Origin of the sequence: uncultured Tenacibaculum sp. (genome assembly GCF_947494125.1) — a bacterium.
In the GTDB taxonomy this organism is placed as follows: domain Bacteria; phylum Bacteroidota; class Bacteroidia; order Flavobacteriales; family Flavobacteriaceae; genus Polaribacter.
This window is the reverse complement of sequence record NZ_CANLTU010000002.1, coordinates 86,736-111,958: the sequence shown is the minus strand read 5'-3', so window position 1 is coordinate 111,958 and position 25,223 is coordinate 86,736. Positions and strand designations below refer to the sequence as shown.

Below are 25,223 nucleotides of genomic sequence, written 5' to 3'. Positions count from 1 at the left end.
GTATAAAATTATTGGTTTAACCTTTTAATAATATAAAACAAACTTTAAATCATGAAAAAAACTATTCTTTTATTCTGTGCTTTTTTCTCTTTTAGCATCATGTTTGCTCAACAAAAAATTTCTGGTACGGTTAAAGATTCAAATAATGAACCTTTACCCGGAGCTAACATTCTAGAAAAGGGAACTTCAAATGGAGCCTCTTCCGATTTTAATGGAAATTTTAGTTTAACTGTTCAAGAAGGTGCTACTTTAGTTATTAGTTTCGCTGGATTTGAAACAAAAGAAGTTAATGTTACAAACAAAAGTGTTTTTAATATTACTCTTTCAGACGGGTTACAATTAGACGAAGTAGTAATCGTAGGATCAAGAAATGCTAAAAGAACAGCTGTTGATACTCCTGTTCCTGTAGACATTATAGATGTGCAAGATTTAGCAACCAAAAATGGAAAAGTAGAAGTAAATGATATTTTACAATATGCAGCTCCTTCATTTAATGCAACAAAACAATCTGGTTCAGATGGAGCCGACCATGTAGTTCCTGCTTCATTACGTGGACTAGGTCCAGATCAAACATTGGTTTTAATTAATGGGAAAAGACGTCATCAATCATCATTAGTAAACATTTTTGGTACAAGAGGACGTGGAAATTCAGGAACGGATTTAAACGCCATACCTGCAGCAGCAATCAAACGAATCGAAGTATTACGTGATGGTGCTTCTGCTCAATATGGTTCAGACGCTATTGCCGGAGTTATTAATATTGTTTTAAAAAATGATACAGATGGTGTTTCTGGTAGTATTGGATATGGAGCTTATAGCACAAATGTAGGTAGCGGATGGGAAGCTGCAACGGGTGAAACTTTATATAATGTAAATGGTAAAAATAGGCTTGATGGAAAAGACAAAAGCTTTGATGGAGGTACATTTAAATTAGACTTAAACTATGGAGCTAAATTAAATGACAAAGGTGGTTTTGTTAATTTCACTACTGAATTACTATCAAAAGACAGAACATTAAGACCTGGTTTTTCTTGGAGAAAAGGATATGGTAGTGCTGGTATTGATGGATTTAATTTTATGATTAATTCAAGCTTACCAATCAATGATAATACAGAAGTATATGCATTTGGAGGTAGAAACTTTAGAGATACGGATGCTTATGCATTCTCTAGAAGTAGTTTTGCTGATGGAGACAATAGAAGTGTGCCTAGTTTATATCCTAACGGGTTTACACCACAAATAACTTCAAATATTACCGATATTTCTATTTCTACAGGAGTTAAACACAAATTAAATAATGGATGGGAAGTAGATTTTAACAATACCTATGGAGAAAATAAATTTCACTACTATATAAAAAATTCAAACAATGCTTCATTAAAAGATGCATCACCTACAGATTTCAACGCAGGTGGACATAGTCTTTCTCAAAATACTACTGGTATTGATTTCAGTAAATATTTAGAAGATACTATGAGTGGTATAAACCTAGCTTTTGGATTAGAGTACAGAACTGAAAATTTTATTATTTTCTCAGGTGAAGAAGCTTCATACGGGTTGTATGACAGCAATGGTATTTTAATAACAAATCCAGCCACTCAAACCGTAGCCACTGATAGTAATGGAAATGATTTACCTGGTGGTTCTCAAGGTTTTCCTGGATACAGTCCAGACAATGAAGTAGACCGAACAAGAAGTAATGTAGGTGTCTATTTTGATTCGGAATTTAACTTCTCAGAAAAATTTTTAGTGGGAGCTGCATTACGATACGAAGATTATAGTGATTTTGGAAGTACATTCAATTTCAAATTAGCTTCAAGATTAAAAGCTAGTGATAACTTAACTTTCCGTGGTTCAATATCATCAGGTTTTAGAGCCCCATCTTTAGCCCAGTTATATTATAATTTAAAATTTACAAATATTGTAAACGGACAATCATTACCTTCTTTATTATCCGCTAATAATAGTACGGTTACTAGAGCATTTGGTATTCAACAATTAAAAGAAGAAAAAGCTTTTAATACCAGTTTAGGATTTACTTATAAAATTGGTGGTTTTACTGCAACTATTGATGCTTATTCTATTACTGTAGATGATAGAATAATTTTAACTGACAATTTTGATGCCTCAAGTTTAAACTTAGGTGTTGATGCTGCACAGTTCTTTGCAAATGGAGTAGATACTAAGACACAAGGATTAGATATTGTTTTAAATTATAAGAAAAGTTTCAATGATCATAAAATAAATATTGGTTTAGTAGGAAACTTTAACGATACAAAAATTGAAAACATCAATACACCTACAACTTTACAAACAAAATTAGGTTTAAGTGCGGAAGAAGCTGAATTAACATTCTTTAGTCCATTTTCTCAAGCATATTTAAGAGCATCTGCACCAGATCATAAATTTAATTTAAACTTGGGTTATTCATATAAAAAATTTGATACAAACTTAACTTTTACAAAATTTAGTGAAGTCCAAATATATGATTTTCAATGGGTAGATACTCCTCCAAAATCTCAAGCAGATGTAAATGCTTTATTAGATCCAACGAAAGGATCTGTAGATACTTACGAGTCTGCTATCACAACCGATTTAAGTTTTAGTTACGCTTTTACTGAAAAATTAAAATTTACAATTGGAGGTAATAACATTTTCAATATATACCCTACTCCACAATTTGACGGATGGACCGATCAAGGTGGGTTAGCCGACTCTGTTCAAATGGGATCAGACGGAGCTTACTTTTTTGCTCGATTAGGTTTTAAATTATAACACCTCCCTTTTATTAAACTTGTGTTATTATGTATGTAAAAACACCCAAACTATAGTAGTTTGGGTGTTTTAATATATTTAAAAATAAATTATTAAATACTTATTCGTTATGCATAAAACTTTGTTTCGCTAACAACTCTTTTTCAGTTTCAACATTATCATCATCAGGAACACAACAATCTACAGGGCAGACCGCAGCACACTGAGGCTCTTCATGAAAACCTTTACATTCAGTACATTTATCAGCTACGATGTAATAAATCTCATCAGAAATAGGTTCTTGATCCTCATCAGCATTTGCTTTTTTACCATTAGGTAAAACAACATTTCCTTCTAAATCAGTACCATCAGCATATTTCCAATCATCTGCTCCTTCATAAATAGCTGTATTCGGACATTCTGGCTCACATGCACCACAATTTATACATTCATCAGTTATTATAATTGCCATAATTAATCTGTTTCAGTTTTTGTAACTTTGCAAGCGCAAAAATAGTTCCAAATTAATTTAGAAACAAAATAAATGGATACAATCCAAAATAGAATCTCTGCTTTTGTAAAATTAGGAGAATTTTTAGGTCAATTTACCCAAAAAGATATAGTTCAAAATGATGCTATTCAATTTAATGACCTTTTTTTTGATGGCTTTAAACATCAATTAAAAATAGCGGGAGAAAACAACACTTGGTTTACTAAAGAAAGTTTATTGTTTGCTACAGAAAGTTGGTCTAAAGCATTAACTAAAGAAGCTATTCAGCAATGGATTTCTAATGAAAACTTAGGCAATAACAAATCAAAACAAGTAGCCATAATTATGGCTGGGAATATTCCTTTAGTTGGATTTCACGATTTTTTATCAGTTTTAGTATCTGGACACTCAGTTTTAGTAAAGCAATCGTCTAACGACAAGCATTTATTGCCTTTTTTAGCCAAGTATTTAGAATATATAGAACCTGAATTAAAAGGTAAAATAACTTTTACAGAGCAAAAATTAGCTGGTTTTGATGCAGTTATTGCAACTGGAAGTAATAATACAGCTCGTTATTTCGAATACTATTTTAAAGATAAACCAAGTATTATTAGGAAAAACAGAAATTCTGTTGCTGTTTTAACTAACAATGAAACTAAGAATGACATGGAAAATTTAAGCGAAGATGTTTTTCGTTATTTTGGTCTTGGTTGTCGTTCAGTTTCTAAATTATACGTACCTAAAAACTATGATTTTGATGCATTTTTTAAAGGAATGTATAATCGACATGAAATTATTAACAACGCTAAATATGCCAATAATTACGATTATAATAAAGCTGTATATTTAATGAGCGAATTTGACATTTTAGAAAATGGTTTTCTAATGATTAAAGAAGATCAAAGTTACGCCTCTCCTATCGCTTCTATTTTTTATGAATATTATGACAATGCTGATGATTTAAAAATAAAACTTTGGGAAGATAGAGAGCAAATACAATGTATAGTTGCTAACAATTTTATTGATAATGAAATTGCTTTTGGGCAAACACAATACCCTCAATTATGGGATTATGCAGATGGCGTAAATACCCTTGAATTTTTATCTAATATTTAAAGATTAACTCTCTATAAATTTGCACCTTTGTTATAACAAAACACAACCAAATAATGAAAAAACATAACTTTAGCGCTGGCCCTTGTATTTTACCTGATGAAGTCTTAAAAAAAGCTTCTGAAGCTGTTATTAATTTCAATAATGATAATTTATCTTTAATTGAAATATCACATAGAAGCAAGGCTTTTGTAGATGTTATTGAGAAAGCAAGAAGTTTAGCTTTAGAATTGTTAGGGTTAAAAAACAAAGGTTATAAAGCTTTATTTTTACAAGGTGGTGCTAGCAATCAATTTTTAATGACTGCTTATAATTTACTAAACAAAAAAGCAGCATATTTGAATACAGGAACATGGAGTTCAAAAGCAATAAAAGAAGCTAAATTATTTGGTGAACTAATTGAAGTAGCTTCATCAAAAGATCAAAATTTCAACTATATACCTAAAGGTTATAAAGTTCCTACTGATGTAGATTATTTTCATTGTACAAGTAATAATACAATCTACGGAACACAAATGAAAGATTTTCCTGAAACAAATGTTCCTTTTATTTGTGATATGAGTTCTGATATTTTTTCACGTCAGTTAGATTTCTCTAAGTTTGATTTGATTTATGCTGGAGCTCAAAAAAATATGGGGCCAGCTGGAACAACTTTAGTAATCGTAAAAGAAGAAATCTTAGGGAAAGTAGAACGTATAATTCCTTCAATGTTAAACTATCAAGTTTTTATCGATAAAGATAGTATGTTTAACACTCCTCCTGTTTTTGCAGTTTATACCTCTATGCTAACATTAGAATGGCTAAAAGATTTAGGAGGAATAGAGTTTATTGAAAAAGTGAACGAGCAAAAATCAGCGCTTTTATACAGTGAAATTGATAGAAACCCGTTGTTTAATGGTGTCGTAGTCAAAGAAGATCGTAGTCATATGAACGCCACTTTTACTTTAACAAATAATAATTTAAAAGAAAAATTCGATGCTATGTGGAAAGAAACCAATATTAATGGCTTAGATGGTCATAGAAGTATTGGAGGATATAGAGCAAGTATGTACAATGCATTACCTTTATATAGTGTACAGGCTTTAGTAGATGTAATGCAAGAACTAGAAAGAATAGCATAAAAAGTCATTAAGAATAAAATGAAAATATTAGCAAACGACGGAATTTCTATAAATGGAATAGAAATTTTAGAAAGTAAAGGATTTGAAGTAATAACTACAAAAGTTGCTCAAAATCAGTTAGAAAATTATATCAACGAAAATAATATTGATGCTATTGTTGTTAAAAATACAACTCAAGTGCGTCAAGAATTAATAGAAGAATGCCCTAGTATCAAATTAATTGGTTGTGCAAATCTTAATATGGATAATATTGATGCTGATTATGCAAGAGATAATGGAGTCCATGTTGTTAATACACCAACCGCAGTTTCAAATGCTATTGGAGAATTAGTTTTCGCACATCTTTTTGGTATAGCTCGTTTTTTACATCAAGCTAATAGAGACATGCCTTTAGAAGGAGATTCGCGTTTTAATACCTTAAAAAAACATTATGCCAAAGGTACAGAGTTAAGAGGTAAAACAATTGGTATTATAGGTTTTGGAAATATTGGGCAAGAAGTTGCTAAAATAGCTTTAGGTATTGGAATGAAAGTAATAGCTACAGACACAACTGTAGAAAAAGCTATAATTAACATTCCTTTTTTCAATGGACAATCAACAAATATTGAAATAGAAACTAGCTCTTTTGATGAAGTTTTAAAACAATCTGACTTTATTACATTACATCTTTCAAATCAAGAAGATTATATTCTTGAAGAAACGCAATTTAATAAAATGAAAGATGGTGTAGGAATAATAAATACAGCGCAAGGTAATCTTATAAATGAAGTTGCTTTAGTAAATGCAATTGAAAGTGGGAAAGTTAAATACGCAGGATTGGATGTTTTTGAAAATGAACCAACTCCAGCTGTTCAATTATTAATGAATCCTGAAATTTCATTAACACCACATATAGCTGCTTCAACTATTGAAACCGAAGAAAAAGCAGGAACTGAATTAGCAAACCAAATTATTAAATTACTTTCTGAATAATTTATGGCAATTGTAAAACCTTTTAAAGCAGTTAGGGCTACTCGTGATAAAGTAGCTATGGTTTCATCTAAATCATATGAAATTTATACTCCAGAAATGCTAAACGCAAAATTAGCTTTCAATCCTTATTCATTTTTACATGTAATTAACCCTGGATATAAATATCATAAAGAAGATATTAGTGGAGAGCAACGTTTTAAATTGGTACACAACCGTTATTTAGAATTTAAAGAAGATAAAATTTTTACTCAAGATGAAAATCCAGCGTTTTACATCTATCAAAAAACAACTCCAACAAATTCTTTTTGTGGTATAATTGCTGCTACTTCGGTAGAAGATTATCATAATGATGTGATTAAAAAACATGAAGGTACACTTAAAAAGCGGGAATTACTTTTTGAAAATTATTTAAAAAATACAGGCTTCAACTCAGAACCTGTACTTCTTACATACCCAGATGATGATGCTATTAATTCTATTATAAAAAAATACCAAGCAAAAAGAGCTGAATATGAATTTTCAACAACTGATAAAGATTCTCATTTATTATGGATTGTAAATAATGAAGATGATATAAATCAAATCATCAAGGCATTTGATAATGTAGATACACTATATATTGCAGATGGTCATCATCGATCAACTTCATCTTGTTTATTAGCTAAAAACTTGGCTAAAGAAAATCCGAATCACACTGGTAATGAAAAATACAACTCATTTATGAGCTACTTATTACCTGAAAGTCAATTAAGTATTTATGAATTTAATCGATTTATAAAAGATTTAAATGGATTAACGCCTGATGAATTTTTAATTGAACTAGATACTTTTTTTAGAATAGAAAACAGAGGTCAAGAGTTATATAAGCCTAAAGAAAAACATCACTTTAGTATGTATTTAAAAGGTGAGTTTTATGCCCTGTATCTAAGAAAATCTGCCTATGAATTTACAGACGCTTTAAGTAAACTAGATGCTCAAATTCTTTATACTACAGTTCTAAAACCTATTTTAGGAATTGAAGACATTCGAAACGCTTCTAAAATAATGTATTCACAAGATAAATCGGATAGTTTAGAATTAAAAACAAAAGTTGATAGTGGTGATTTTAAAATATCTTTTGGAATGCTACCAACCTCTGTTAATGAATTAAAAAACATTGTAGATTCGGGAAAATTAATGCCTCCAAAAACTACATACATAGAACCAAAACTAAGAAGTGCTTTAACTATTTATGAATTCTGATATGATTACAGGAATTAAAGAAAACCTTCAAGAAATAAAAAAAGAAATTCCAGAAAATGTAACTCTAGTTGCAGTTTCTAAAACAAAACCTATAGCTGATATCCAAGAAGCTTATGATGCTGGTCAACGTGTATTTGGTGAAAATAAGATACAGGAAATGGTTCATAAATACGATAATTTACCTAAAAACATCCAATGGCATATGATTGGACATTTACAACGTAATAAGGTAAAATACATGGCTCATTTTGTTGATTTAATTCACGGCGTAGATAGTTTTAAAACTTTAAAAGAAATAAATAAACAAGCTAAAAAACACGATAGAGTTATTAACTGCTTATTACAAGCTCGCATTGCAAAAGAAGATACTAAATTCGGATTATTATTTTCTGACATTAAAGAAATCTTATTTTCAGAAGAACTTTCAGAATTAAAAAACATAAATATTGTGGGCTTAATGGGAATGGCAACATTTACCGATAATCAATCACAATTAGAAGAAGAATTTTCTTCATTAGCTATATTTTTTAAAAATAATCAGGAAAAATACCCTAAACTAAAAACACTCTCAATGGGAATGAGCGGTGATTACCAATTAGCTATAAAAAATGGAAGTAATATGGTTAGAATTGGTAGTTCTATTTTTGGAGTTAGAAATTATATTGTTTAAATTTACATTAATCAGCTAAAAAAGAAAAAGAATTGTACGCAATTTTAGACATTGAAACAACAGGGGGGAAATTTAATGAAGAGGGCATTACTGAAATTGCTATTCATAAATTTGATGGTCATCAAATTGTAGACCAATTTATAAGCCTAGTAAACCCTGAGAGAGAAATTCAAGAGTTTGTTGTTAAACTAACAGGTATTAACAATAAAATGCTTCGTAACGCTCCTAAATTTTATGAAGTAGCAAAACGAATTATAGAGATTACCAAAGATTGTATTATCATTGCTCATAATGCTAGTTTCGATTACCGAATTTTACGTACTGAGTTTGATCGTTTAGGTTTCGATTATCAACGCAACACGCTATGTACTGTTGCCCTTAGTAAAAATTTAATTTCTGAAGCACCTTCACATAGCTTAGGTAAATTATGTAGGTTTGTTGGTATACCTATGTCTGATAGACACAGAGCTAATGGAGATGCTTTAGCAACTGTACAACTTTTTAAATTGTTATTAGAAAAAGATATCGATAAAAAAATAATTCAACAATCGATAAAGTATACGGACAATAGGCATGAAAAACAACGTTTCATAAAAATATTAGATAAACTTCCTGAAAAGCAAGGCGTTTTTTATGCGCATAGTGAAGAAGGAAAAATTATTTTTATTGGTCGAGGGAAGAATATAAAACAAGAAGCTAACAAACTGTTTTTAAAGAAAACACCTAAAGCACAAAAAGTTCAAAAAAGAGTTGTAGAAATCAGCTATGAAGAAACAGGAAATTTACTATTAACTCGCTTAAAATACCATCTAGAGCTTCTTAGGTTAAAACCTAAATTTAATATTATCCGTAGAAGAAAAGTTAATGATAGAAACTTTAATCATGATAATTTTCTACTAGTTGATAAAGGAAGAACACCTGAAGAACATGGTGTTATTTTAGTAGAAAACAATCAAGTTGTTGGATATGCTTTTACTAATTTAGCTTTTCAAAAGAATCAATTAGCTATTTTAAAATCTATGATAACTCCTATTGAAGATAAAGAACTAGCTAAAACAATAATTAAAAATTATTTAATTAAAAATAAAGTGTCTAAAATAGTAAGATTACAAGTTGAAAATAATTTGTAATGTTGTCTTAAAACAACTTCTTTAATTTGAAAAGCAATACTAAAAACTGGAAAGAAAAACTTCATGAAATAATTTATGAAGCAGATACTCCTGCTGGCAAATTATTTGATGTTGTTTTACTAATTGCTATTATAGCTAGTATTGTATTGGTAATGCTAGAAAGCGTTAATAGTATTAATTCTAAGTATGGAGAGCTTTTAAATATATCTGAATGGTTTATTACTATACTTTTCTCTGTAGAATATATTGTTCGTATTATTTCAATTAACAAACCTCGCAAGTATATTTTTAGTTTTTACGGTATTATTGATTTACTTTCTACCTTACCTAAATATTTAGCTATTTTCTTTACTGGAACACATAGCCTTGTTGCTTTAAGAGCACTTAGATTATTACGTGTTTTTAGGATTTTAAAACTAGCACGTTTTATTGGTGAATCTAATAACTTTATGAAAGCGCTAAGAGCTAGTAAAGCTAAAATAGCAGTTTTTTTATTTTTTGTCTTAATTTTATGTGTCATTTTAGGTACCATAATGTATTTAATTGAGGGAGGAGAAAATGGATTTACAAGTATTCCAAGAAGTGTATATTGGGCTATTGTAACACTTACTACTGTTGGCTATGGAGATATTGCACCTCATACACCTTTTGGTCAATTTATAGCTAGTATAATTATGATTTTAGGTTATGGTATTATTGCAGTACCTACTGGAATTGTTAGCTCAGAAATGGTTAAAGTAAACGATATAAATTTAAATACACAATCTTGCCCTAATTGTTCTTATGAAGGACATGATGACGATGCTATTTATTGTAATCATTGCGGAAGTAAACTACACGACTAAATGAAAAATACCTTAATTACTATTGTTGGTGCAACAGCTATAGGTAAAACTGCCCTAAGCATAAAACTCGCTCAACATTTTGGTTGTGATATAATTTCATGTGATTCTCGTCAATTTTATAAAGAAATGACAATAGGAACTGCTGTTCCTGATTCTGAAGAATTAGCTTCTGCAACACATCATTTTATTCAAAACAGAAGTATTTTTGAAGATTATTCTGTTGGGCAATTTGAAAAAGACACACTTACTAAATTAGATGAATTATTTCTTAAAAACCCAATCCAAATTATGGTTGGAGGAAGTGGTTTATATGTTGACGCTGCTTTAAAAGGTTTAGATTATTTTCCAGATGTAGATCCAACCATAAGAGTTAATCTTACAAAAGAGTTAGAAAAGAACGGAATTGAATACCTTCAAAATCAATTAAAGGAATTAGATATTGAAACATATAACTCTATAGCAATTGACAATCCACATCGTTTAATTCGTGCTCTTGAAATTTGTATTGGCACTGACAACACTTATTCTTCTTTTAAAAACAAACCCAAAACACCACGAAATTTTCAATCGATAAAAATTGGATTGACAGCTAATAGAGAAATTATGTACAACCGTATTAACCAACGAGTTGATATAATGATGCAGAATGGATTATTAGAAGAAGCAGAAAAACTATATCCTCATAAAAAATTAAATGCCTTACAAACTGTTGGATACAGAGAACTCTTTGAATATTTTGATGGAAATTTCACCAAAGAATTAGCTATCGCAGAAATTAAAAAAAATACACGTCGTTTTGCTAAAAGACAAGGCACCTGGTTTAGAAAAGATAAAAATATTGCTTGGTTTGATTTCCAAGATGATATACAGAATATTATACAATTATTAGAGGCTAAAATTTAACTACTTTTAACCAATTCAATTTATTCACTTTTATATATTTGTGAAAAACAATCTAGAATACAATGAAATTTAAAATTATACTTTTTACAATAACATTATTTACAACGCTATCATATGCACAAACTAAAGTAGGTACTGTTAACAGTGACTTCATAATTGGTAAAATGCCACAAATGAAAAATGTTATTCGTAGGGTTGAAAATTATGGTAAAAGATTAGATTCTTCTTTTCAGTTAAAAGCAAAAGATTACCAAGCAAAAATCGAAGCTTTTAAAACCGCCCAAAAAACATTATCAGAAGACGATAAAAAAATTAAAGTTCAAGAAATTACTACTTTGGAGCAAGAAATTGGTAATTTTAGAAAAAATGGTCCTAAACTATTACAACTTCAAAGAGACGACAATATGCGTCCTTTATATAAAAAACTAAGTGAAGTTATAGCTGAAGTTGCTAAAGCTAATGGTTATACTCAAATTTTAACTACAAATAGAAATGAATTTGCTTATCTTGATGAGCGCTTTGATATTACTAAATTAGTTCTAGAAAAATTGGGTATAAAAGAATAAACTCTTTTAATGGATAAAAAATCAAAAGATTTACAATTACAATACAAAGGATTTTTAAAAACACCTTTTCTATGGCATGGAAAAGGTGTTTTTGATTTACTCCAATTCAATGACTCAAATATTAAAGAACTCTCTTTTGATTATTTAATTACTCAAAAACTTCGTTTAGGGAAACTTGTTGAACGATTTGTTTCTTTTAATTTATTACAAAATTCAACTATAAAAATACTTGTAGAAAACTTACAAATCCAAGAAGAAAAAAGAACAGTTGGCGAATTAGATTGTATCTTATTAAAAAATGAGAAACCAATTCATTTAGAAATTATTTATAAGTTCTATTTATATGATTCTTCTGCTGGTAATTCTGAAATTGAACATTGGATTGGTCCTAATAGAAGAGATAGTTTAATTCAAAAATTAACTAAATTAAAAGAAAAACAACTTCCTCTACTCTATTCTGAACAATGTTCTACTTATTTACAAAAATTAGAGCTAGACTCTAAAACAATTGAGCAACAAATATATTTTAAAGCTCAATTATTTGTTCATTTAAATGATTACAAAAATGAATTCTCTATAATAAATAATAAATGTATTATAGGTTTTTATATTTATGCGAATGAATTAGAGCAATTCAACAACTCTAAATTTTACATTCCTAATAAGCATAATTGGTTAGTACAACCTCTTCCAAATTCAAATTGGTTAAACTTTCAAGATTTCATATTAAAACTCCAAATTTATTTAGATGAAAAAAATGCACCTCTTTGTTGGTTAAAGAAGTCCAATGGTGAGCTTTTTAAATTTTTTGTGGTTTGGTGGTAACTTTATTTTTAGTTAATCTTTTTCTTGAAGTTATAAAATAAACCCCCGTCAATAAGACAATAGATGCAAGTATTGATTGACTTGTTAGTTCTTCATCTAACAAACTCCACCCTAATACTAAAGCGATTACAGGGTTTACATAAGCTGACGTTGCTACTTTTTCTGGAGAAACCATTTTTAATAAATAATTAAAGGCAGTAAAAGCTACAATTCCTCCAAATACTATTAAAAACAACATAGACATTTGAGTTTTATATGACCAATTTAGCGGAGAAACCCATACTTCTTTAAAAATTAAACTTGAGATTCCTAACATAGTCGCCGCAAACAACATTTGATACCCAGTACTTACCAAATAGTTTTTTGGTAAATCTGCTTTAGATACAAAAACACTTCCATAACTCCAACTTAAAACACAGGTTAAAATCATAAAAATCCCTAATATACTTCCTTCCGATGCTGAAACTTCTTTCTGACTCACTAATAAATACATTCCTAACATCCCTAATAAAACACCAATGATAGATTTTTTCTGCATTTTATTTCCATCAATTAAACGCAACAAGAATAACACAAATAAGGGTTGAGTTGAAGCTAATAATGCAGCAAAACCACTATCGACATATTTTAAAGCCCATACAAAAACTCCATTTCCATACACTAAAAATAAAAATCCGGCTATAATTGAATTTACTAACTGATTTCTGGAAATTTTTATTGATATCCTCATCAATTTAGCTATTAACATAATTAATAAACCAGCCATTAAAAAACGAATTGCTGCTAAAAACAATGGTGGAATTTCAGTAACTGCTATTTTATTAAATAAATAAGTAGATCCCCATATAATGTAAATAGAAAAAAATGCACCTATTATTAATAATTTTGAATTTTTCATGTTGTTTCTCTTGTATATATAAATGTACAATTATAGTTTCAATTTATTCATTCAAAATATAAGTTCATTTTTATTTAACTAACATTTATTTTTAAATACAAAAACTCGCATGCATCTATTATACATACGAGTTTTCTTAATTAACAATTATTCTTCTTCATTTTTATTATCTTTTATATATGCAATATCTCTTGTATTTTTCTGTACAGATATTGCTGCAAAAAGACTCAAGGTAAAAGACATTCCATAAAACCCTTTTTCACTCAATAATAAATCTGCATTCCAAAGTCCGATAACCAATAAAACAATAGACGTTATTGTTGTAAACCAGCTCATTCCGTAATAAATTTCTGTTACTTGCACTCCTTCTAATTTATCTCTAATTGTTTTTTGTACAGAAATAACTGAGAATAAAGCAAAAAGCAATACTGTAAAATAATATCCTTTTTCATTCAATTCCATAACTGCATTCCAGAGCCCTATACAATATGCAGAAACACCTATTAACAACACAGCCCATGAGGCACCTATAAAAGCCGAAGTAGGTTTTTGATCGAAACTCTTAACTCGTTTATTCTTTTTCTTTTTTAACTCAGTATTATCTTCAAAAGTTTTTGTTTGATTATTCATAATTTTCATTTTTAATTACATGCCAAAAATGCAATATGATATGGTTTCAAAAAAAACAGAATACACAAAAAACCTATGATATTATTATGACAAAAAATCAACAAAACCTTATATTTACTAAATTATAAAGATAAATAACCAACGATATAATGTTAGATTTAGAAATAATAATTTCTTCTTTATCTGTAGATGAACAACAGAAGTTTATACTTTTTTTAGAGAAAAAAAACAAAAGAAAAGATGCTAAAAACATTCATTTATTTAAACTCATATTAAAAGGAGAAACTTCAGTTTCTATTATATGTAACACATTATATAAAAGCCAAAAAAAAGATGCTTATTACGCCCTTAAACAACGTTTAATTGATTCTTTAATTTATTTTATAGCGAACAATAAATTACAAGGAGAAAACTCTATTGATATACAAATAGTAAAGTATATTCTTGCTGCTAGAGATTTTTTAATAAACAAAAACTATAAAACTGCATATAAGATACTTGACAAAGCAGAAAATATAGCTAAAGAATATCAGCTCTATACAATACTTAGTGAAATTTATCACACTAAAATTCAATACGCATATACGCTTCCTAACATTGATATAGATACTATTATAAATGATTTTAAAGAAAATCAAAAAAACCACTTTCTTGAAGAGGAATTAAATATAGTATATGCTAAAATTAGACAAACGCTTAAAGCAATTAATTATGAAGGTGGTAGTTATTTAGATTTTCAAGAAATAACAAATGCTATTTTTAAAAAGCACAACATCAGCATTAACAATGCTATGTCTTTTAAGTCCTTATACCAATTAATAACTATTGTAAGCATTTCCGCTTTTGTTAGCAAAGACTTTATTACTGTTGAAGCATTCCTTATTAATACTTACGAAAACTTAAAAAAGAAGAAAGAAAATGGTAAACAACTTTATTATCATATTAGAATACTATACTTAATTGCTAATATTTTATTTAGAAATAAAAATTTTGAAAAATCTATACATTATCTAAACTTGATGCATGATTATATGCTGCAAGACAAAAAAAAATACTACAATCATTTTAAGTTTAATTACCTATTACTCCTAGCCTTAAGTAAAAACTATACCAATAACCAACTAGAAGCTATAAAAACGCTAGAAAGTATTATTGATAAAAAAAATGTTGATATAAAAACTACGTTAGATATCCGTTTAAGTTTAATTATGTTTTATTTTCAAAATAACCAATTAAAAAAAGCGCAACAGTTATTCTCAAAATTTTATCATTCTGACAATTGGTATATTGAAAAAAACAGCTTGGAATGGGCTATTAAAAAGAATCTTATTGAAATTTTATTACACTTAGAGTTAAATAATATTGATTTATTTGAATCTAGGCTTTTAAGTTTTAAAAGAAAATATTACAGCTACTTAAAAGACATTCAACAACTCCGTGTAATTAATTATCTAAATTTAGTTGAAAATTATTATAAGAATCCTAAAATAGTAACTTCAACAGATTTCTTTAATAAAGTTGAAAGCTCTTTTAATTTTGTAGGAGCTAAACAAGAAGATATTTTTGTAATGAGTTTTTATGCTTGGTTAAAAAGCAAAATGTATCAAAAACCACTATTTGAAATCACGTTAGGTTTAATTAATGAAATTAAAAATAATTAAAGCATATCAGTAATAAATAACTGATATGCTTTCATATTTCTATAACTGTTCTAAAAGTTTTTCTGCAACCAATTCAGATGATGCTGGATTTTGTCCAGTTATTAAATTACCATCTTCTATTACATAAGGATGCCAATCTGTACTTTTTGAATAAACAGCTCCGTTAGCTTTCAACATATCTTCTACCAAAAATGGAACTATTTCTGTTAATTGTACAGCTTCTTCTTCCGTATTAGAAAAACCTGTTACTCTTTTTTCATTAACCAATGGTTTTCCATTTGTTCCTTTTGTGTGCTTAAATATCGCTGGTGCATGACATACAGCTGCTACTGGCTTATTATTCTTATAAAATGATTCTATTAAAGATATAGAATCTTTATCTTCCGCTAAATCCCACAATGGTCCATGACCTCCTGGATAAAAAACTGCATCATAATCATTTTCTTTAATTTCAGATAACTTTATTGTATTGGCTATTATTTGCTGTATTTGTTCATCTTCATTAAACCTAACTGTAGCTGGCGTTTGAAAATCTGGCTCGTTACTTTTAGGATCTATTGGTGGTTGCCCTCCTTTTGGAGATGCTAAAGTTATAGCAACACCTTTATCTTTCAATAAATAATAAGGTGCTGCGAATTCTTCTATCCAAAAACCCGTTTTATATCCTGTATTACCTAGATCTTCGTGACTTGTTAATACAAATAATACTTTTTTCATTTTATCTATTTTTATTTTAAACAAAATTACTTTTATAAAGTGTCTTAAAAATTGATCTATGGTAAGAAACTATTTTTGCATAATTTCTTTCCGTATTCTACTTAAACTTTCGGTTGTAATTCCTAAGAAAGAAGCTATATGATAATTTTTTACGTGTTGCTCTATATTAGGATACGTTTTTATAAAGTTTTGATATCGTTCTTTTGCTGATTGCGATAAATTTGCTAAAATTCTCTTTTGAAAACTTACGAAAGAACGTTCCATTTTCTTTCTAAAAAAACGTTCTACTTTAGGCAATTGATTGTAAGCTTCTTCTATATTTTTTTTAGAGACTCGTAATAAAACCGATTCTTCAATACTCTCAATTGTTAACACCGATTTTGTTTCAGAAAAGTACCCTATATAATCACTAATCCACCAATCATTAACAGCAAACTGCACGGTATGTTCTTTTCCTTTTTCATCAATAAAAAATGCACGTAAACAACCACTTAAAACATAATATTGATATTTTACATCTTCATTATTTCTTAAAACAATAGCTCCTTTTTTTAAAATTACTTTCGTAAAACTATCTTCTATGCTTTTTATTTCTTGACTAGAAATTTCTAACCCTTTAAAAACTACTGACAATTCATTTTCCATTACTTGTAAAATTAAACTAAAAAAATCACCAACAATGGTGATTTTTATTTTTTCTAATAAAGGTATTACAATCCTATAAAAGGGTTTCTAAATAATGGTTTTCAATTAAATAAGTGTCTTTTAAGCTTGATATTCTATCATCAATTTTAGAAACATCATTCTTTTTTGAAGATTTACTTCCTACTAACATTACGTTTTTACGCGTATGCTCGTTACTTATAAATTCAAACACTTTAGTATTGTAATTGTTCTTTTCTAAAATCAAAGCACGTATGGTATCTGTTACCATTTCAAACTGACGTTCTTTAAAAATTCCGTATTTTAAAAGTGGACTTTCTTGCTCTTTTCCTTTTACTTGCTGACGGATTTGTTTATGACAACATGGTGCACAAATAATTAATTCAGATTTTGCTGATAATCCTTTATAAATTGCATCATCCGTTGCTGTATCACAAGCGTGTAATGCTATTAAAATGTCAATTTTATTGTTATCGTATTCTTGAATGGGCTGTGCTACAAACGATAAGTTTTTAAAATCAGATTTTTCTGCGATATCGTTACAATAGTTTACCAATTCTTTTCGTAATTCAATACCTGTAACCGTTGCATTATATTTTTTATTATTTACCAAATAATCATACAAAGCAAATGTTAAATAACCTTTACCAGATCCCATATCAACAATATTAATATGTTTTGGTAATTTTGTTGATTTTAATAAACCTTCAATAATCTCTAAATACTTATTAATCTGACGGTATTTATCAGCCATTTTATGAATGACTTTACCTTCTTTATCTGTAATACCTAAATACTGTAAATAGCTTCCTGCTTCTGCTAAACGTTCTTTTGGTTTATCGTGTGTTTCAGGTAATTTATTTTTAAAACTTGCCGCATTTTCTCGATAAGAAACTTTTTTCTTTTTTGAAATAAAAACCAACAAATCCTTAGATAAAGTAAACAATGTAGCTGCTCTAAAATTATCCATCAACAAGATTTCTAATTCAGAAAAAGCATCTGTTATCGTATAATTTTTAACCTTATCATTTGTTGTATAGTGGTATGTAAACTGAAACATTTCTGCTCCTTTAATATTTACCAAACGAACATATACATTTGGCAATCCATCACTTTTTTTGATAGGTTTACTTAAAGTTAGTTTTACAAAATTAGATTCTAAAACACTTTGGTTTAAGGTATCTCTTAATTCTTGAAATTCATTCATTCTGCAAAAATAGTCAATTAACTCAGTTAAGTATAATATGTTTAGAAATTTGAGTCTACAAACAAAAAAACATAAAAAACTCATTTAAAATATTTTAACTAACTTTCATTTCATTTAAATTTAGTGTCATGAAAAAATTATTGTTAATTATAGTTTTATTAGGCTTTAGTGTTTCTTCTTTTCCTCAAAAAGAAAATTTAAAATTAAAAAAAGCTAAAAATAAGTATCAGAATATATTCTTTAAATCACCCAATAAGTATGATAATAAAGAGCAAGTTTTTGTAGTTTCTAAAATTATTTACTCAACAAGTTTTAAAAAATTTGATTCTAAAAATAAATATCAAATCTCTATTTATGGCAAAGTGAATAATAACAAAGAACAAATTCTTTATAATGCTAAAAATATTGAAGAACTAGTATATTACAAAAAAGTTTTCAAGGGAAAATATAAAAAAATCCTGTTGTTTAATTACGGTTATTATAAAGGGCAAAAAAAATATTACGACACTTCTATTTCCGTAGAGTATTAATAAAAAAAGGCGAGTATTTTTTCATACTCGCCTTTATATTTTTAAGAGTTCCTTGAGCTTAATACTTTTTCTATATCTAATAATGAAATATTTTTTGCTTTCAATAATATTAAATAATGATATAATAAATCTGCAGCTTCGTTTTTAAATAAATTAGCATCGTTATCTTTTGCTTCAATAACTAACTCTACAGCTTCCTCTCCTACTTTTTGTGCTACTTTATTTACCCCTCTTTTATATAACTTGTTTGTATATGATTTTTCATCATTAGTATCTATACGATCGCTAACAATTCGTTCTAATTCATACAAAAAACCTTTTGGAGTTTCATCTGCAAAACAAGAAGTAGTTCCTTTATGGCAAGTTGGTCCTGCTGGCATTGCCTTTATTAGAATAGTATCGTTATCACAATCAATCTGAATATCTTTTACTTCTAAAAAATTACCAGACTCTTCACCTTTTGTCCATAACCTGTTTTTACTTCTACTAAAAAAAGTAACTTTTTTATCCTCTTTTGTTTTCAAAAAAGCTGCTTCATTCATATAGCCTAACATTAACACTTGTAATGTGGTATTATTCTGAATTATTACAGGTACTAAACCGTTTCCTTTTGTAAAATCTATGTTCATCGTACTGGTATGTTTTGTTCTTTTAAGTATTGTTTTAATTTTGGGACAGATATTTCTGCAAAGTGAAAAATACTTGCTGCCAAACCTGCACTTGCCTCTGTTTTTGTAAACACCTCTTTAAAATGCTCCTCCTTACCTGCTCCTCCTGAAGCGATAACAGGAATATTAACTTCTTTACTTACTAAATTTATTATTTCTATTGAAAAACCTTCTTTAGTTCCATCACTATTCATTGATGTTAATAAAATTTCACCTGCTCCAAGTTTTTCAACTTCTTTTGCCCAAGCTACCGTTTCTAAAGTAGTTTCATTTGTTCCTCCTTTTGTAAACACTTTCCATTCATTATTTACATTTTTAGTATCAATGGCAACTACCACAAACTGACTTCCGAAACGATTTTTTAAATCGGTTATTAATTGCGGATTTTTAACTGCCGACGAATTAATACTAACCTTATCTGCCCCTGCTTTAATTAAAGCCAACGCATCATCAACAGAACTTATACCTCCACCAACTGTAAAAGGGATATTTATCTCTTGGGCAATTTTTTCAACCAAGTCAACCAATGTTTTTCTGTTTTCTAATGTTGCAGTAATGTCTAAAAAAACCAACTCATCGGCTCCGTCTTTTACATACTGCTTTGCTAATTCAATAGGGTCTCCGGCGTCTTTGATATCAATAAAATTGACACCTTTTACGGTTCTTCCATTTTTAATATCTAAACAAGGGATTATTCTTTTTTTTAACATGTTTAATAGTTGTCGTCATTGCGAATAAAATAAAGCAATCTTTAATTGTAGAAAGATTACTTCGTTATTCTTCCTCGTAATGACGTATTAGTTTATTATAAAATTTTCTAGTTGTTTTAATGAAATTCTATTTTCATAAATAGCTTTTCCTAAAATAGCGCCTTCGCAACCTATTTCTTTCAACCGAAATAAGTCTTCTATTTTAGAAACACCTCCACTTGCTATTAAGTTTATAGCGCTTTTATTTAAAATTTCTTGGTATAAATCAACTGAAGCACCTTGTAACATTCCATCTTTAGCAACATCAGTACAAATGGTATTTTTTAATCCTATTTTTTCATATTGTTTAATGAAATCAATAACATCTATTTCTGATGTTTCTAACCATCCGTGAGTCGCTATTTTTCGATTAATACAATCTGCTCCTAAAATAATTTTATCTGCTCCATACTTAGCAAACCATCCTGTAAATATCTCTGGATCTTTTACAGCAATACTACCTCCTGTTATTTGACTTGCTCCATTATCAAAAGCGATACGCAAATCATCATCAGATTTTAATCCACCTCCAAAATCAATTTTCAAATTGGTTTTAGCAGCAATCAGTTCTAATATTTTATAGTTTACAATATGCTGCGATTTTGCTCCATCTAAATCTACTAAATGCAAATATTTAATTCCGTTATCTTCAAATTCTTTAGCTACTTCAACAGGGTTTTCATTATATATTTTTTTGGTTGCATAATCACCTTTTGTTAAGCGTACACATTTTCCTTCAATAATATCTATAGCGGGTATAATTCTCATTTTTTCTAGTTTTATAACTCTAAAAAGTTTTTTAATAATTTTTCTCCTACACTTGCCGATTTTTCTGGGTGAAACTGCATTGCATAAAAATTATTTTTTTGCATAATTGAACTAAATGGCTGAATGTAATTGCAACTTGCAATGGTATTTTCACAGATATCAGCATAATAACCATGTATATAATATACATCATCAGAAATGGTTAGCTTTTCTGTTATTTTTGATGCTTTTATTTCCTCAAAATTATTCCACCCCATGTGTGGCACTTTTTTTAACGGAGGAAACTGTTTTGTTTGCGTATTAAAAATCCCTAGACATGTTGTATTTCCTTCTTCTGAAGAAGTACACATAAGCTGTAACCCTAAACAAATTCCTAACACTGGTTGTTTTAAAGATACTAAAAGCTCATCTAGTTTTCGTTCTTTTAAATATGCCATTGCCGAACTAGCTTCACCAACACCAGGAAAAATTACTTTTTCTGCTTGCTGTATTTCAATAGAATTATCTGTAATTATACTCTCATATCCTAAACGAGTAATTGCGTTTTTTACCGATCGTATATTACCTGCATTGTATTTTATAATTGCAATCATCTTATTATAAAGTTCCTTTAGTTGATGGTAAAATCATTTTACTACTATCTCTTTTTACCGCTACTTTTATTGCTTTTGCAAATGCTTTAAAAATAGCTTCTATTTTATGGTGCTCATTTGCGCCTTCTGCTTTTATATTTAGATTACATCTAGCCCCATCAGCAAACGATTTAAAAAAGTGGAAAAACATTTCCGTTGGCATCTTACCAACCATTTCTCTTTTAAAATCAGCTTCCCAAACTAGCCAATTTCTACCTCCGAAATCAATTGCTACTTGTGCCAAGCAATCATCCATTGGCAAACAAAACCCATATCTCTCAATACCTAATTTATTACCTAATGCTTTATTAAAAACCTCCCCTATAGCAATGGCTGTATCTTCAATAGTATGGTGTTCATCAACTTCTAAATCTCCTTTAACCCGAATATCTAAATCCATTTGTCCGTGACGCGCAATTTGATCTAACATGTGATCAAAAAAAGCAATTCCTGTATTAATAGTGCTTTTACCAGTACCATCAAGATTTAATTGAATATCAATTTTAGTTTCATTCGTATTTCTAACAATTCCTGATGTTCTTTCTTCTAATTTTAAAAACTCGTAAATAACATTCCAATCACTACTTTCTAAAGCGATAAATTCATCTAACTCACTTCTTTTTACAGTAATTTCATCTGCTCCTAAAAAAGTTTCGTCATTAATATAAATTCCTTTAGCTCCTAGGTTTTTAGCTAGTTCAACATCTGTTAAACGATCTCCGATTACAAATGAGTTTACCAAATCATATTCCTCTGAAAAAAACTTCGTTAGCAAACCTGTATTTGGTTTTCTTGTTGGTTGATTGTCTTTTGCAAATGTTCTATCAATAATTTCTTCTGAAAAAATAATTCCTTCTTCTTTTAAAGTTTTCATTACAAAATTATGCACTGGCCAGAAAGTAGTTTCAGGATATACTGCGGTACCTAAGCCATCTTGATTTGTTACCAATACCAATTCAAAATCTAACTCTTTTGCTATTTTACTTAACCCTTGAAATACCTTCGGATAAAATTCTAATTTTTCAAATGAATCTGTTTGCTCATCTGCTGGTTCTTTAATTAAAGTTCCGTCTCTATCTATAAATAATACTTTTTTCATGTTTCTTGTTTTAAATCAAATACTTATTAAAATCTCTCTTCTCTTCTAGAGATAATTATTAATTTGATATTGATTTTAATGCTTTAATTAGTTGTCTGTTTTCTTTTTCGCTTCCTACTGTAATTCGTAAACAATTATTTACCAGTGTATTTCTATTACGGGTTATAATTTTTTCAGCTACTAATTGATTATATATTGAATCTGCTTCTGTTACTTCTATTAAAATAAAATTAGCTTCTGATGGATATATTTTTTTTATGAATTCAATATTTTTCAACTCACTTATCAACTTTTCTTTTTCGTTGATAATAATATCTCTATTAGCGCTAAACTCTTCTAAACTATTTAAGGATGTTATTACTGCTTCTTGATTTAAAGTACTTACATTATATGGCGGTTTTACTTTGTTATACAAATCAATTATAGTTGAATTCGCATAAGCAGCTCCGACTCTTACACCTGCTAATCCCCATGCCTTACTAAAGGTTTGGCTCACTATTAAATTAGGATATTTAGCTATCTTTTTTACAAAAGATTCTCTGGAGCTAAAATCAATATATGCTTCATCTATAATTACAATTCCATTATAATTACCTAGAATATATTCGATGCTTTCATCTTCAAAACAATTACCTGTAGGGTTATTAGGAGAGCAAATGAAGATAATTTTCACATCCTCCATATCTAAATATGGTTCTAATTGGTTTAAATTTATTTGAAAATCGTTTACCAAAGGCTGTTTGATTAATTTAACATCATTAATATTTGCCGATACATCATACATACCATAGGTTGGTGAAAAAGTTAAGGCTTTATCTTTTCCTGGTTCACAAAAAATTCTGAATGCTAAATCAATTATCTCATCACTTCCGTTTCCAACAAAAATTTGATTTTTAGCAACACCTTTTATTTCGGTTAGTCGTTCTTTAATTTTTGTTTGCTTAGGATCGGGATACCTATTTAAAATTCCGAAAGGATTTTCATTTGCATCTAAATATACTTCAGCAGTTCCTTTAAACTCATCTCTTGCTGATGAGTATGCTTGCAATTTTTGAATATTTGGACGAACTATTTTATTTAAATCAAACATTATTAATTTCTTTTAATCTTAGTGTAACTGCATTTTTGTGAGCTTCTAAACCTTCTGCCGCTGCCATTAACTCAATTGTTTTTCCAATATTTTGAATACCTATTTTTGATATTTTTTGAAACGTAATACTCTTCGTAAAACTATCTAAGTTTACACCTGAATATGCTTTTGCAAATCCGTTTGTTGGTAATGTGTGATTGGTTCCTGAAGCATAATCTCCTGCACTTTCAGGAGTGTAATTTCCTATAAATACCGAACCGGCGTTTATTATTTTATCAATAAAAAAATCATCATTTTCTGTTGCTATTATTAAATGTTCTGGAGCGTAATCATTTACAAAATTGATAGCTTCATACTCATCTTTAATTAAAATAGCTTTGGTATTCTTTAATGCCTTTTCAATAATTTCTTTTCTTGGCAGGTCTAAGACCTGTTTTTGTATCTCACTAGAAACGTTATCAATTAATTCTTTAGAATCAGATACTAAAACAACTTGACTATCCGCTCCATGTTCTGCTTGACTCAATAAATCTGAAGCTACAAATGTTGGATTTGCTGAATTATCTGCAATTACCAGTAATTCACTTGGTCCCGCTGGCATATCAATTGCAACCCCATATTTGGTTGATAATTGTTTTGCTACAGTTACATATTGATTTCCTGGTCCAAATATTTTAGACACTTTAGGTATTGTTTTTGTTCCAAATGTTAAACTTGCTATTGCTTGTATTCCGCCAACTTTATATATTTTAGTTACTCCACAAATACTTGCTGTGTATAAAATAGCTGGATTTATTTCTCCGTTTTTATCTGGTGGTGAACATAAAACAATTTCTTTACAACCTGCTGTTTTTGCTGGAACTGCCAACATTAAAACAGTAGAAAATAAAGGAGCTGTCCCTCCTGGAATATATAATCCAACTTTTTCTATGCCTCTTTTTTCTTGCCAACACAATACTCCATTTGTTGTTTCTACTGCTACTTTTTCAGTTTTTTGAGCTGCGTGAAATACTTCAATATTATTTTTTGCTTGTTGTATTGCCGCTTTTAGTTCTTCTGAAACTAACTTACCTGCATTTACAACTTCTTTTGAAGTAACTTCTATTGTATTTAAATTAACACTATCAAAAAGTAATGTATATTTATTTACAGCAATATCTCCATCAACTTTAATTTCTTTAAATATTTTAGTAACGGTTTTTTCTATATCTTCTACCGTCTTTGTCGGTCGTTGTAATAGTGATTCCCAATTATTTTTATTTAATTCTATTGCTTTCATC

General features: G+C 28.9%; 26 protein-coding genes. 13 read left to right on the top strand and 13 right to left on the bottom strand.

Translation table 11 applies throughout. The features are described from left to right. Window positions 1–51 precede the first annotated feature (51 nt). Window positions 52–2,775: a TonB-dependent receptor gene (locus Q0881_RS03955; protein ID WP_299157167.1), complete on the top strand. Its 2,724-nt coding sequence runs from the start codon at window positions 52–54 to the stop codon at window positions 2,773–2,775. 100 nt (window positions 2,776–2,875) lie between these two features. On the opposite strand, the gene Q0881_RS03950 is transcribed toward Q0881_RS03955, so the two are convergent. After that, window positions 2,876–3,226 carry a 4Fe-4S dicluster domain-containing protein gene (locus Q0881_RS03950; RefSeq protein ID WP_299157166.1) on the bottom strand — a complete coding sequence of 117 codons (351 nt, stop codon included), beginning with the start codon at window positions 3,224–3,226 and terminating at the stop codon, window positions 2,876–2,878. 72 nt (window positions 3,227–3,298) lie between these two features. Here Q0881_RS03950 and Q0881_RS03945 point away from each other — a divergent pair, with 72 nt between their 5' ends. The 10 genes from Q0881_RS03945 to Q0881_RS03900 all read left to right on the top strand — a co-directional run bounded on the left by Q0881_RS03945 (window position 3,299) and on the right by Q0881_RS03900 (window position 12,631). Further along, window positions 3,299–4,360 (top strand): acyl-CoA reductase, encoded by a 1,062-nt coding sequence (locus Q0881_RS03945; protein WP_299157165.1) that lies wholly within the window; start codon window positions 3,299–3,301, stop codon window positions 4,358–4,360. 53 nt (window positions 4,361–4,413) lie between these two features. Further along, entirely contained in the window at window positions 4,414–5,478 is a 1,065-nt protein-coding gene (gene serC, locus Q0881_RS03940; RefSeq protein ID WP_299157164.1) for a 3-phosphoserine/phosphohydroxythreonine transaminase, read from the top strand. A gap of 18 nt (window positions 5,479–5,496) precedes the next feature. Next, window positions 5,497–6,450, top strand: a complete 954-nt coding sequence (locus Q0881_RS03935) for an NAD(P)-dependent oxidoreductase (RefSeq protein ID WP_299157163.1) — start codon at window positions 5,497–5,499, stop codon at window positions 6,448–6,450. Between the two features lie 3 nt (window positions 6,451–6,453). Then, window positions 6,454–7,692: a DUF1015 domain-containing protein gene (locus Q0881_RS03930; protein WP_299157162.1), complete on the top strand. Its 1,239-nt coding sequence runs from the start codon at window positions 6,454–6,456 to the stop codon at window positions 7,690–7,692. Further along, window positions 7,682–8,362 carry a YggS family pyridoxal phosphate-dependent enzyme gene (locus Q0881_RS03925; RefSeq protein ID WP_299157161.1) on the top strand — a complete coding sequence of 227 codons (681 nt, stop codon included), beginning with the start codon at window positions 7,682–7,684 and terminating at the stop codon, window positions 8,360–8,362. The genes Q0881_RS03930 and Q0881_RS03925 overlap by 11 nt, the downstream gene beginning before the upstream one ends. A 32-nt stretch (window positions 8,363–8,394) precedes the next feature. Then, window positions 8,395–9,492, top strand: a complete 1,098-nt coding sequence (locus Q0881_RS03920) for an exonuclease domain-containing protein (protein WP_299157160.1) — start codon at window positions 8,395–8,397, stop codon at window positions 9,490–9,492. Between the two features lie 26 nt (window positions 9,493–9,518). After that, the gene (locus Q0881_RS03915; protein ID WP_299157159.1) at window positions 9,519–10,337 is read left to right on the top strand and encodes an ion transporter; all 819 of its coding nucleotides are present in this window, start codon (window positions 9,519–9,521) and stop codon (window positions 10,335–10,337) included. Next, window positions 10,338–11,240 carry a tRNA (adenosine(37)-N6)-dimethylallyltransferase MiaA gene (gene miaA, locus Q0881_RS03910; RefSeq protein WP_299157158.1) on the top strand — a complete coding sequence of 301 codons (903 nt, stop codon included), beginning with the start codon at window positions 10,338–10,340 and terminating at the stop codon, window positions 11,238–11,240. 62 nt (window positions 11,241–11,302) lie between these two features. Next, a complete protein-coding gene (locus Q0881_RS03905) occupies window positions 11,303–11,806 on the top strand; it encodes an OmpH family outer membrane protein (RefSeq protein ID WP_299157157.1) in 504 nt (167 codons plus the stop codon). Between the two features lie 9 nt (window positions 11,807–11,815). Beyond that, window positions 11,816–12,631: a DUF1853 family protein gene (locus Q0881_RS03900; protein WP_299157156.1), complete on the top strand. Its 816-nt coding sequence runs from the start codon at window positions 11,816–11,818 to the stop codon at window positions 12,629–12,631. On the opposite strand, the gene Q0881_RS03895 is transcribed toward Q0881_RS03900, so the two are convergent. Together Q0881_RS03895 and yiaA are read right to left on the bottom strand one after the other, a co-directional pair. Continuing rightward, entirely contained in the window at window positions 12,606–13,529 is a 924-nt protein-coding gene (locus Q0881_RS03895; protein ID WP_299157155.1) for an EamA family transporter, read from the bottom strand. The two genes, Q0881_RS03900 and Q0881_RS03895, sit on opposite strands and share 26 nt — an antisense overlap. 147 nt (window positions 13,530–13,676) lie before the next feature. Then, window positions 13,677–14,159, bottom strand: coding sequence for an inner membrane protein YiaA (gene yiaA / locus Q0881_RS03890; protein WP_299157154.1), 483 nt, complete (start codon window positions 14,157–14,159; stop codon window positions 13,677–13,679). Between the two features lie 149 nt (window positions 14,160–14,308). Between yiaA and Q0881_RS03885 the strand changes: the two genes are divergently transcribed. Further along, window positions 14,309–15,820 carry a hypothetical protein gene (locus tag Q0881_RS03885; RefSeq protein ID WP_299157153.1) on the top strand — a complete coding sequence of 504 codons (1,512 nt, stop codon included), beginning with the start codon at window positions 14,309–14,311 and terminating at the stop codon, window positions 15,818–15,820. A gap of 39 nt (window positions 15,821–15,859) precedes the next feature. Here Q0881_RS03885 and Q0881_RS03880 read toward each other — a convergent pair whose 3' ends face one another. The 3 genes from Q0881_RS03880 to Q0881_RS03870 form a co-directional block, all read right to left on the bottom strand. Beyond that, window positions 15,860–16,537 (bottom strand): type 1 glutamine amidotransferase domain-containing protein, encoded by a 678-nt coding sequence (locus Q0881_RS03880; protein ID WP_299157152.1) that lies wholly within the window; start codon window positions 16,535–16,537, stop codon window positions 15,860–15,862. 69 nt (window positions 16,538–16,606) lie between these two features. Continuing rightward, window positions 16,607–17,182, bottom strand: coding sequence for a Crp/Fnr family transcriptional regulator (locus Q0881_RS03875; protein ID WP_299157151.1), 576 nt, complete (start codon window positions 17,180–17,182; stop codon window positions 16,607–16,609). Between the two features lie 73 nt (window positions 17,183–17,255). After that, entirely contained in the window at window positions 17,256–18,407 is a 1,152-nt protein-coding gene (locus Q0881_RS03870) for an SAM-dependent methyltransferase (protein ID WP_299157150.1), read from the bottom strand. A gap of 128 nt (window positions 18,408–18,535) precedes the next feature. On the opposite strand from Q0881_RS03870, the gene Q0881_RS03865 reads away from it, so the two are divergent. Beyond that, complete coding sequence (locus tag Q0881_RS03865; protein WP_299157149.1) at window positions 18,536–18,937, top strand: hypothetical protein; 402 nt, start codon at window positions 18,536–18,538, stop codon at window positions 18,935–18,937. Window positions 18,938–18,978: 41 nt separating this feature from the next. Here Q0881_RS03865 and hisIE read toward each other — a convergent pair whose 3' ends face one another. The 7 genes from hisIE to hisD all read right to left on the bottom strand — a co-directional run bounded on the left by hisIE (window position 18,979) and on the right by hisD (window position 25,222). After that, window positions 18,979–19,566, bottom strand: coding sequence for a bifunctional phosphoribosyl-AMP cyclohydrolase/phosphoribosyl-ATP diphosphatase HisIE (gene hisIE / locus Q0881_RS03860; RefSeq protein WP_299157148.1), 588 nt, complete (start codon window positions 19,564–19,566; stop codon window positions 18,979–18,981). Beyond that, on the bottom strand, window positions 19,563–20,315 hold the full coding sequence (hisF, locus tag Q0881_RS03855; RefSeq protein ID WP_299157147.1) for an imidazole glycerol phosphate synthase subunit HisF: 753 nt from the start codon (window positions 20,313–20,315) through the stop codon (window positions 19,563–19,565). The genes hisIE and hisF overlap by 4 nt, the downstream gene beginning before the upstream one ends. 87 nt (window positions 20,316–20,402) lie before the next feature. Next, window positions 20,403–21,122: a 1-(5-phosphoribosyl)-5-[(5-phosphoribosylamino)methylideneamino]imidazole-4-carboxamide isomerase gene (gene hisA, locus Q0881_RS03850; RefSeq protein WP_299157146.1), complete on the bottom strand. Its 720-nt coding sequence runs from the start codon at window positions 21,120–21,122 to the stop codon at window positions 20,403–20,405. Window positions 21,123–21,133: 11 nt separating this feature from the next. After that, on the bottom strand, window positions 21,134–21,715 hold the full coding sequence (hisH, locus tag Q0881_RS03845) for an imidazole glycerol phosphate synthase subunit HisH (RefSeq protein WP_299157145.1): 582 nt from the start codon (window positions 21,713–21,715) through the stop codon (window positions 21,134–21,136). Between the two features lie 4 nt (window positions 21,716–21,719). After that, window positions 21,720–22,853 carry a bifunctional histidinol-phosphatase/imidazoleglycerol-phosphate dehydratase HisB gene (hisB, locus tag Q0881_RS03840; protein ID WP_299157144.1) on the bottom strand — a complete coding sequence of 378 codons (1,134 nt, stop codon included), beginning with the start codon at window positions 22,851–22,853 and terminating at the stop codon, window positions 21,720–21,722. 58 nt (window positions 22,854–22,911) lie between these two features. Further along, window positions 22,912–23,943: a histidinol-phosphate transaminase gene (gene hisC, locus Q0881_RS03835; RefSeq protein ID WP_299157143.1), complete on the bottom strand. Its 1,032-nt coding sequence runs from the start codon at window positions 23,941–23,943 to the stop codon at window positions 22,912–22,914. Next, window positions 23,936–25,222 carry a histidinol dehydrogenase gene (gene hisD, locus Q0881_RS03830; RefSeq protein ID WP_299157142.1) on the bottom strand — a complete coding sequence of 429 codons (1,287 nt, stop codon included), beginning with the start codon at window positions 25,220–25,222 and terminating at the stop codon, window positions 23,936–23,938. The genes hisC and hisD overlap by 8 nt, the downstream gene beginning before the upstream one ends. Between the last annotated feature and the right edge of the window lies 1 nt (window position 25,223).

What these genes read in the sequence shown, in the direction of transcription:
- Q0881_RS03955 (WP_299157167.1), top strand. Translation starts at nt 52, where the DNA reads ATGAAAAAAACTATTCTTTTATTCTGTGCTTTTTTCTCTTTTAGCATC.
- Q0881_RS03950 (WP_299157166.1), bottom strand. Translation starts at nt 3,226, where the DNA reads ATGGCAATTATAATAACTGATGAATGTATAAATTGTGGTGCATGTGAG.
- Q0881_RS03945 (WP_299157165.1), top strand. Translation starts at nt 3,299, where the DNA reads ATGGATACAATCCAAAATAGAATCTCTGCTTTTGTAAAATTAGGAGAA.
- serC (WP_299157164.1), top strand. Translation starts at nt 4,414, where the DNA reads ATGAAAAAACATAACTTTAGCGCTGGCCCTTGTATTTTACCTGATGAA.
- Q0881_RS03935 (WP_299157163.1), top strand. Translation starts at nt 5,497, where the DNA reads ATGAAAATATTAGCAAACGACGGAATTTCTATAAATGGAATAGAAATT.
- Q0881_RS03930 (WP_299157162.1), top strand. Translation starts at nt 6,454, where the DNA reads ATGGCAATTGTAAAACCTTTTAAAGCAGTTAGGGCTACTCGTGATAAA.
- Q0881_RS03925 (WP_299157161.1), top strand. Translation starts at nt 7,682, where the DNA reads ATGAATTCTGATATGATTACAGGAATTAAAGAAAACCTTCAAGAAATA.
- miaA (WP_299157158.1), top strand. Translation starts at nt 10,338, where the DNA reads ATGAAAAATACCTTAATTACTATTGTTGGTGCAACAGCTATAGGTAAA.
- Q0881_RS03905 (WP_299157157.1), top strand. Translation starts at nt 11,303, where the DNA reads ATGAAATTTAAAATTATACTTTTTACAATAACATTATTTACAACGCTA.
- Q0881_RS03900 (WP_299157156.1), top strand. Translation starts at nt 11,816, where the DNA reads ATGGATAAAAAATCAAAAGATTTACAATTACAATACAAAGGATTTTTA.
- Q0881_RS03895 (WP_299157155.1), bottom strand. Translation starts at nt 13,529, where the DNA reads ATGAAAAATTCAAAATTATTAATAATAGGTGCATTTTTTTCTATTTAC.
- yiaA (WP_299157154.1), bottom strand. Translation starts at nt 14,159, where the DNA reads ATGAATAATCAAACAAAAACTTTTGAAGATAATACTGAGTTAAAAAAG.
- Q0881_RS03885 (WP_299157153.1), top strand. Translation starts at nt 14,309, where the DNA reads ATGTTAGATTTAGAAATAATAATTTCTTCTTTATCTGTAGATGAACAA.
- Q0881_RS03880 (WP_299157152.1), bottom strand. Translation starts at nt 16,537, where the DNA reads ATGAAAAAAGTATTATTTGTATTAACAAGTCACGAAGATCTAGGTAAT.
- Q0881_RS03875 (WP_299157151.1), bottom strand. Translation starts at nt 17,182, where the DNA reads ATGGAAAATGAATTGTCAGTAGTTTTTAAAGGGTTAGAAATTTCTAGT.
- Q0881_RS03870 (WP_299157150.1), bottom strand. Translation starts at nt 18,407, where the DNA reads ATGAATGAATTTCAAGAATTAAGAGATACCTTAAACCAAAGTGTTTTA.
- Q0881_RS03865 (WP_299157149.1), top strand. Translation starts at nt 18,536, where the DNA reads ATGAAAAAATTATTGTTAATTATAGTTTTATTAGGCTTTAGTGTTTCT.
- hisIE (WP_299157148.1), bottom strand. Translation starts at nt 19,566, where the DNA reads ATGAACATAGATTTTACAAAAGGAAACGGTTTAGTACCTGTAATAATT.
- hisF (WP_299157147.1), bottom strand. Translation starts at nt 20,315, where the DNA reads ATGTTAAAAAAAAGAATAATCCCTTGTTTAGATATTAAAAATGGAAGA.
- hisA (WP_299157146.1), bottom strand. Translation starts at nt 21,122, where the DNA reads ATGAGAATTATACCCGCTATAGATATTATTGAAGGAAAATGTGTACGC.
- hisH (WP_299157145.1), bottom strand. Translation starts at nt 21,715, where the DNA reads ATGATTGCAATTATAAAATACAATGCAGGTAATATACGATCGGTAAAA.
- hisB (WP_299157144.1), bottom strand. Translation starts at nt 22,853, where the DNA reads ATGAAAAAAGTATTATTTATAGATAGAGACGGAACTTTAATTAAAGAA.
- hisC (WP_299157143.1), bottom strand. Translation starts at nt 23,943, where the DNA reads ATGTTTGATTTAAATAAAATAGTTCGTCCAAATATTCAAAAATTGCAA.
- hisD (WP_299157142.1), bottom strand. Translation starts at nt 25,222, where the DNA reads ATGAAAGCAATAGAATTAAATAAAAATAATTGGGAATCACTATTACAA.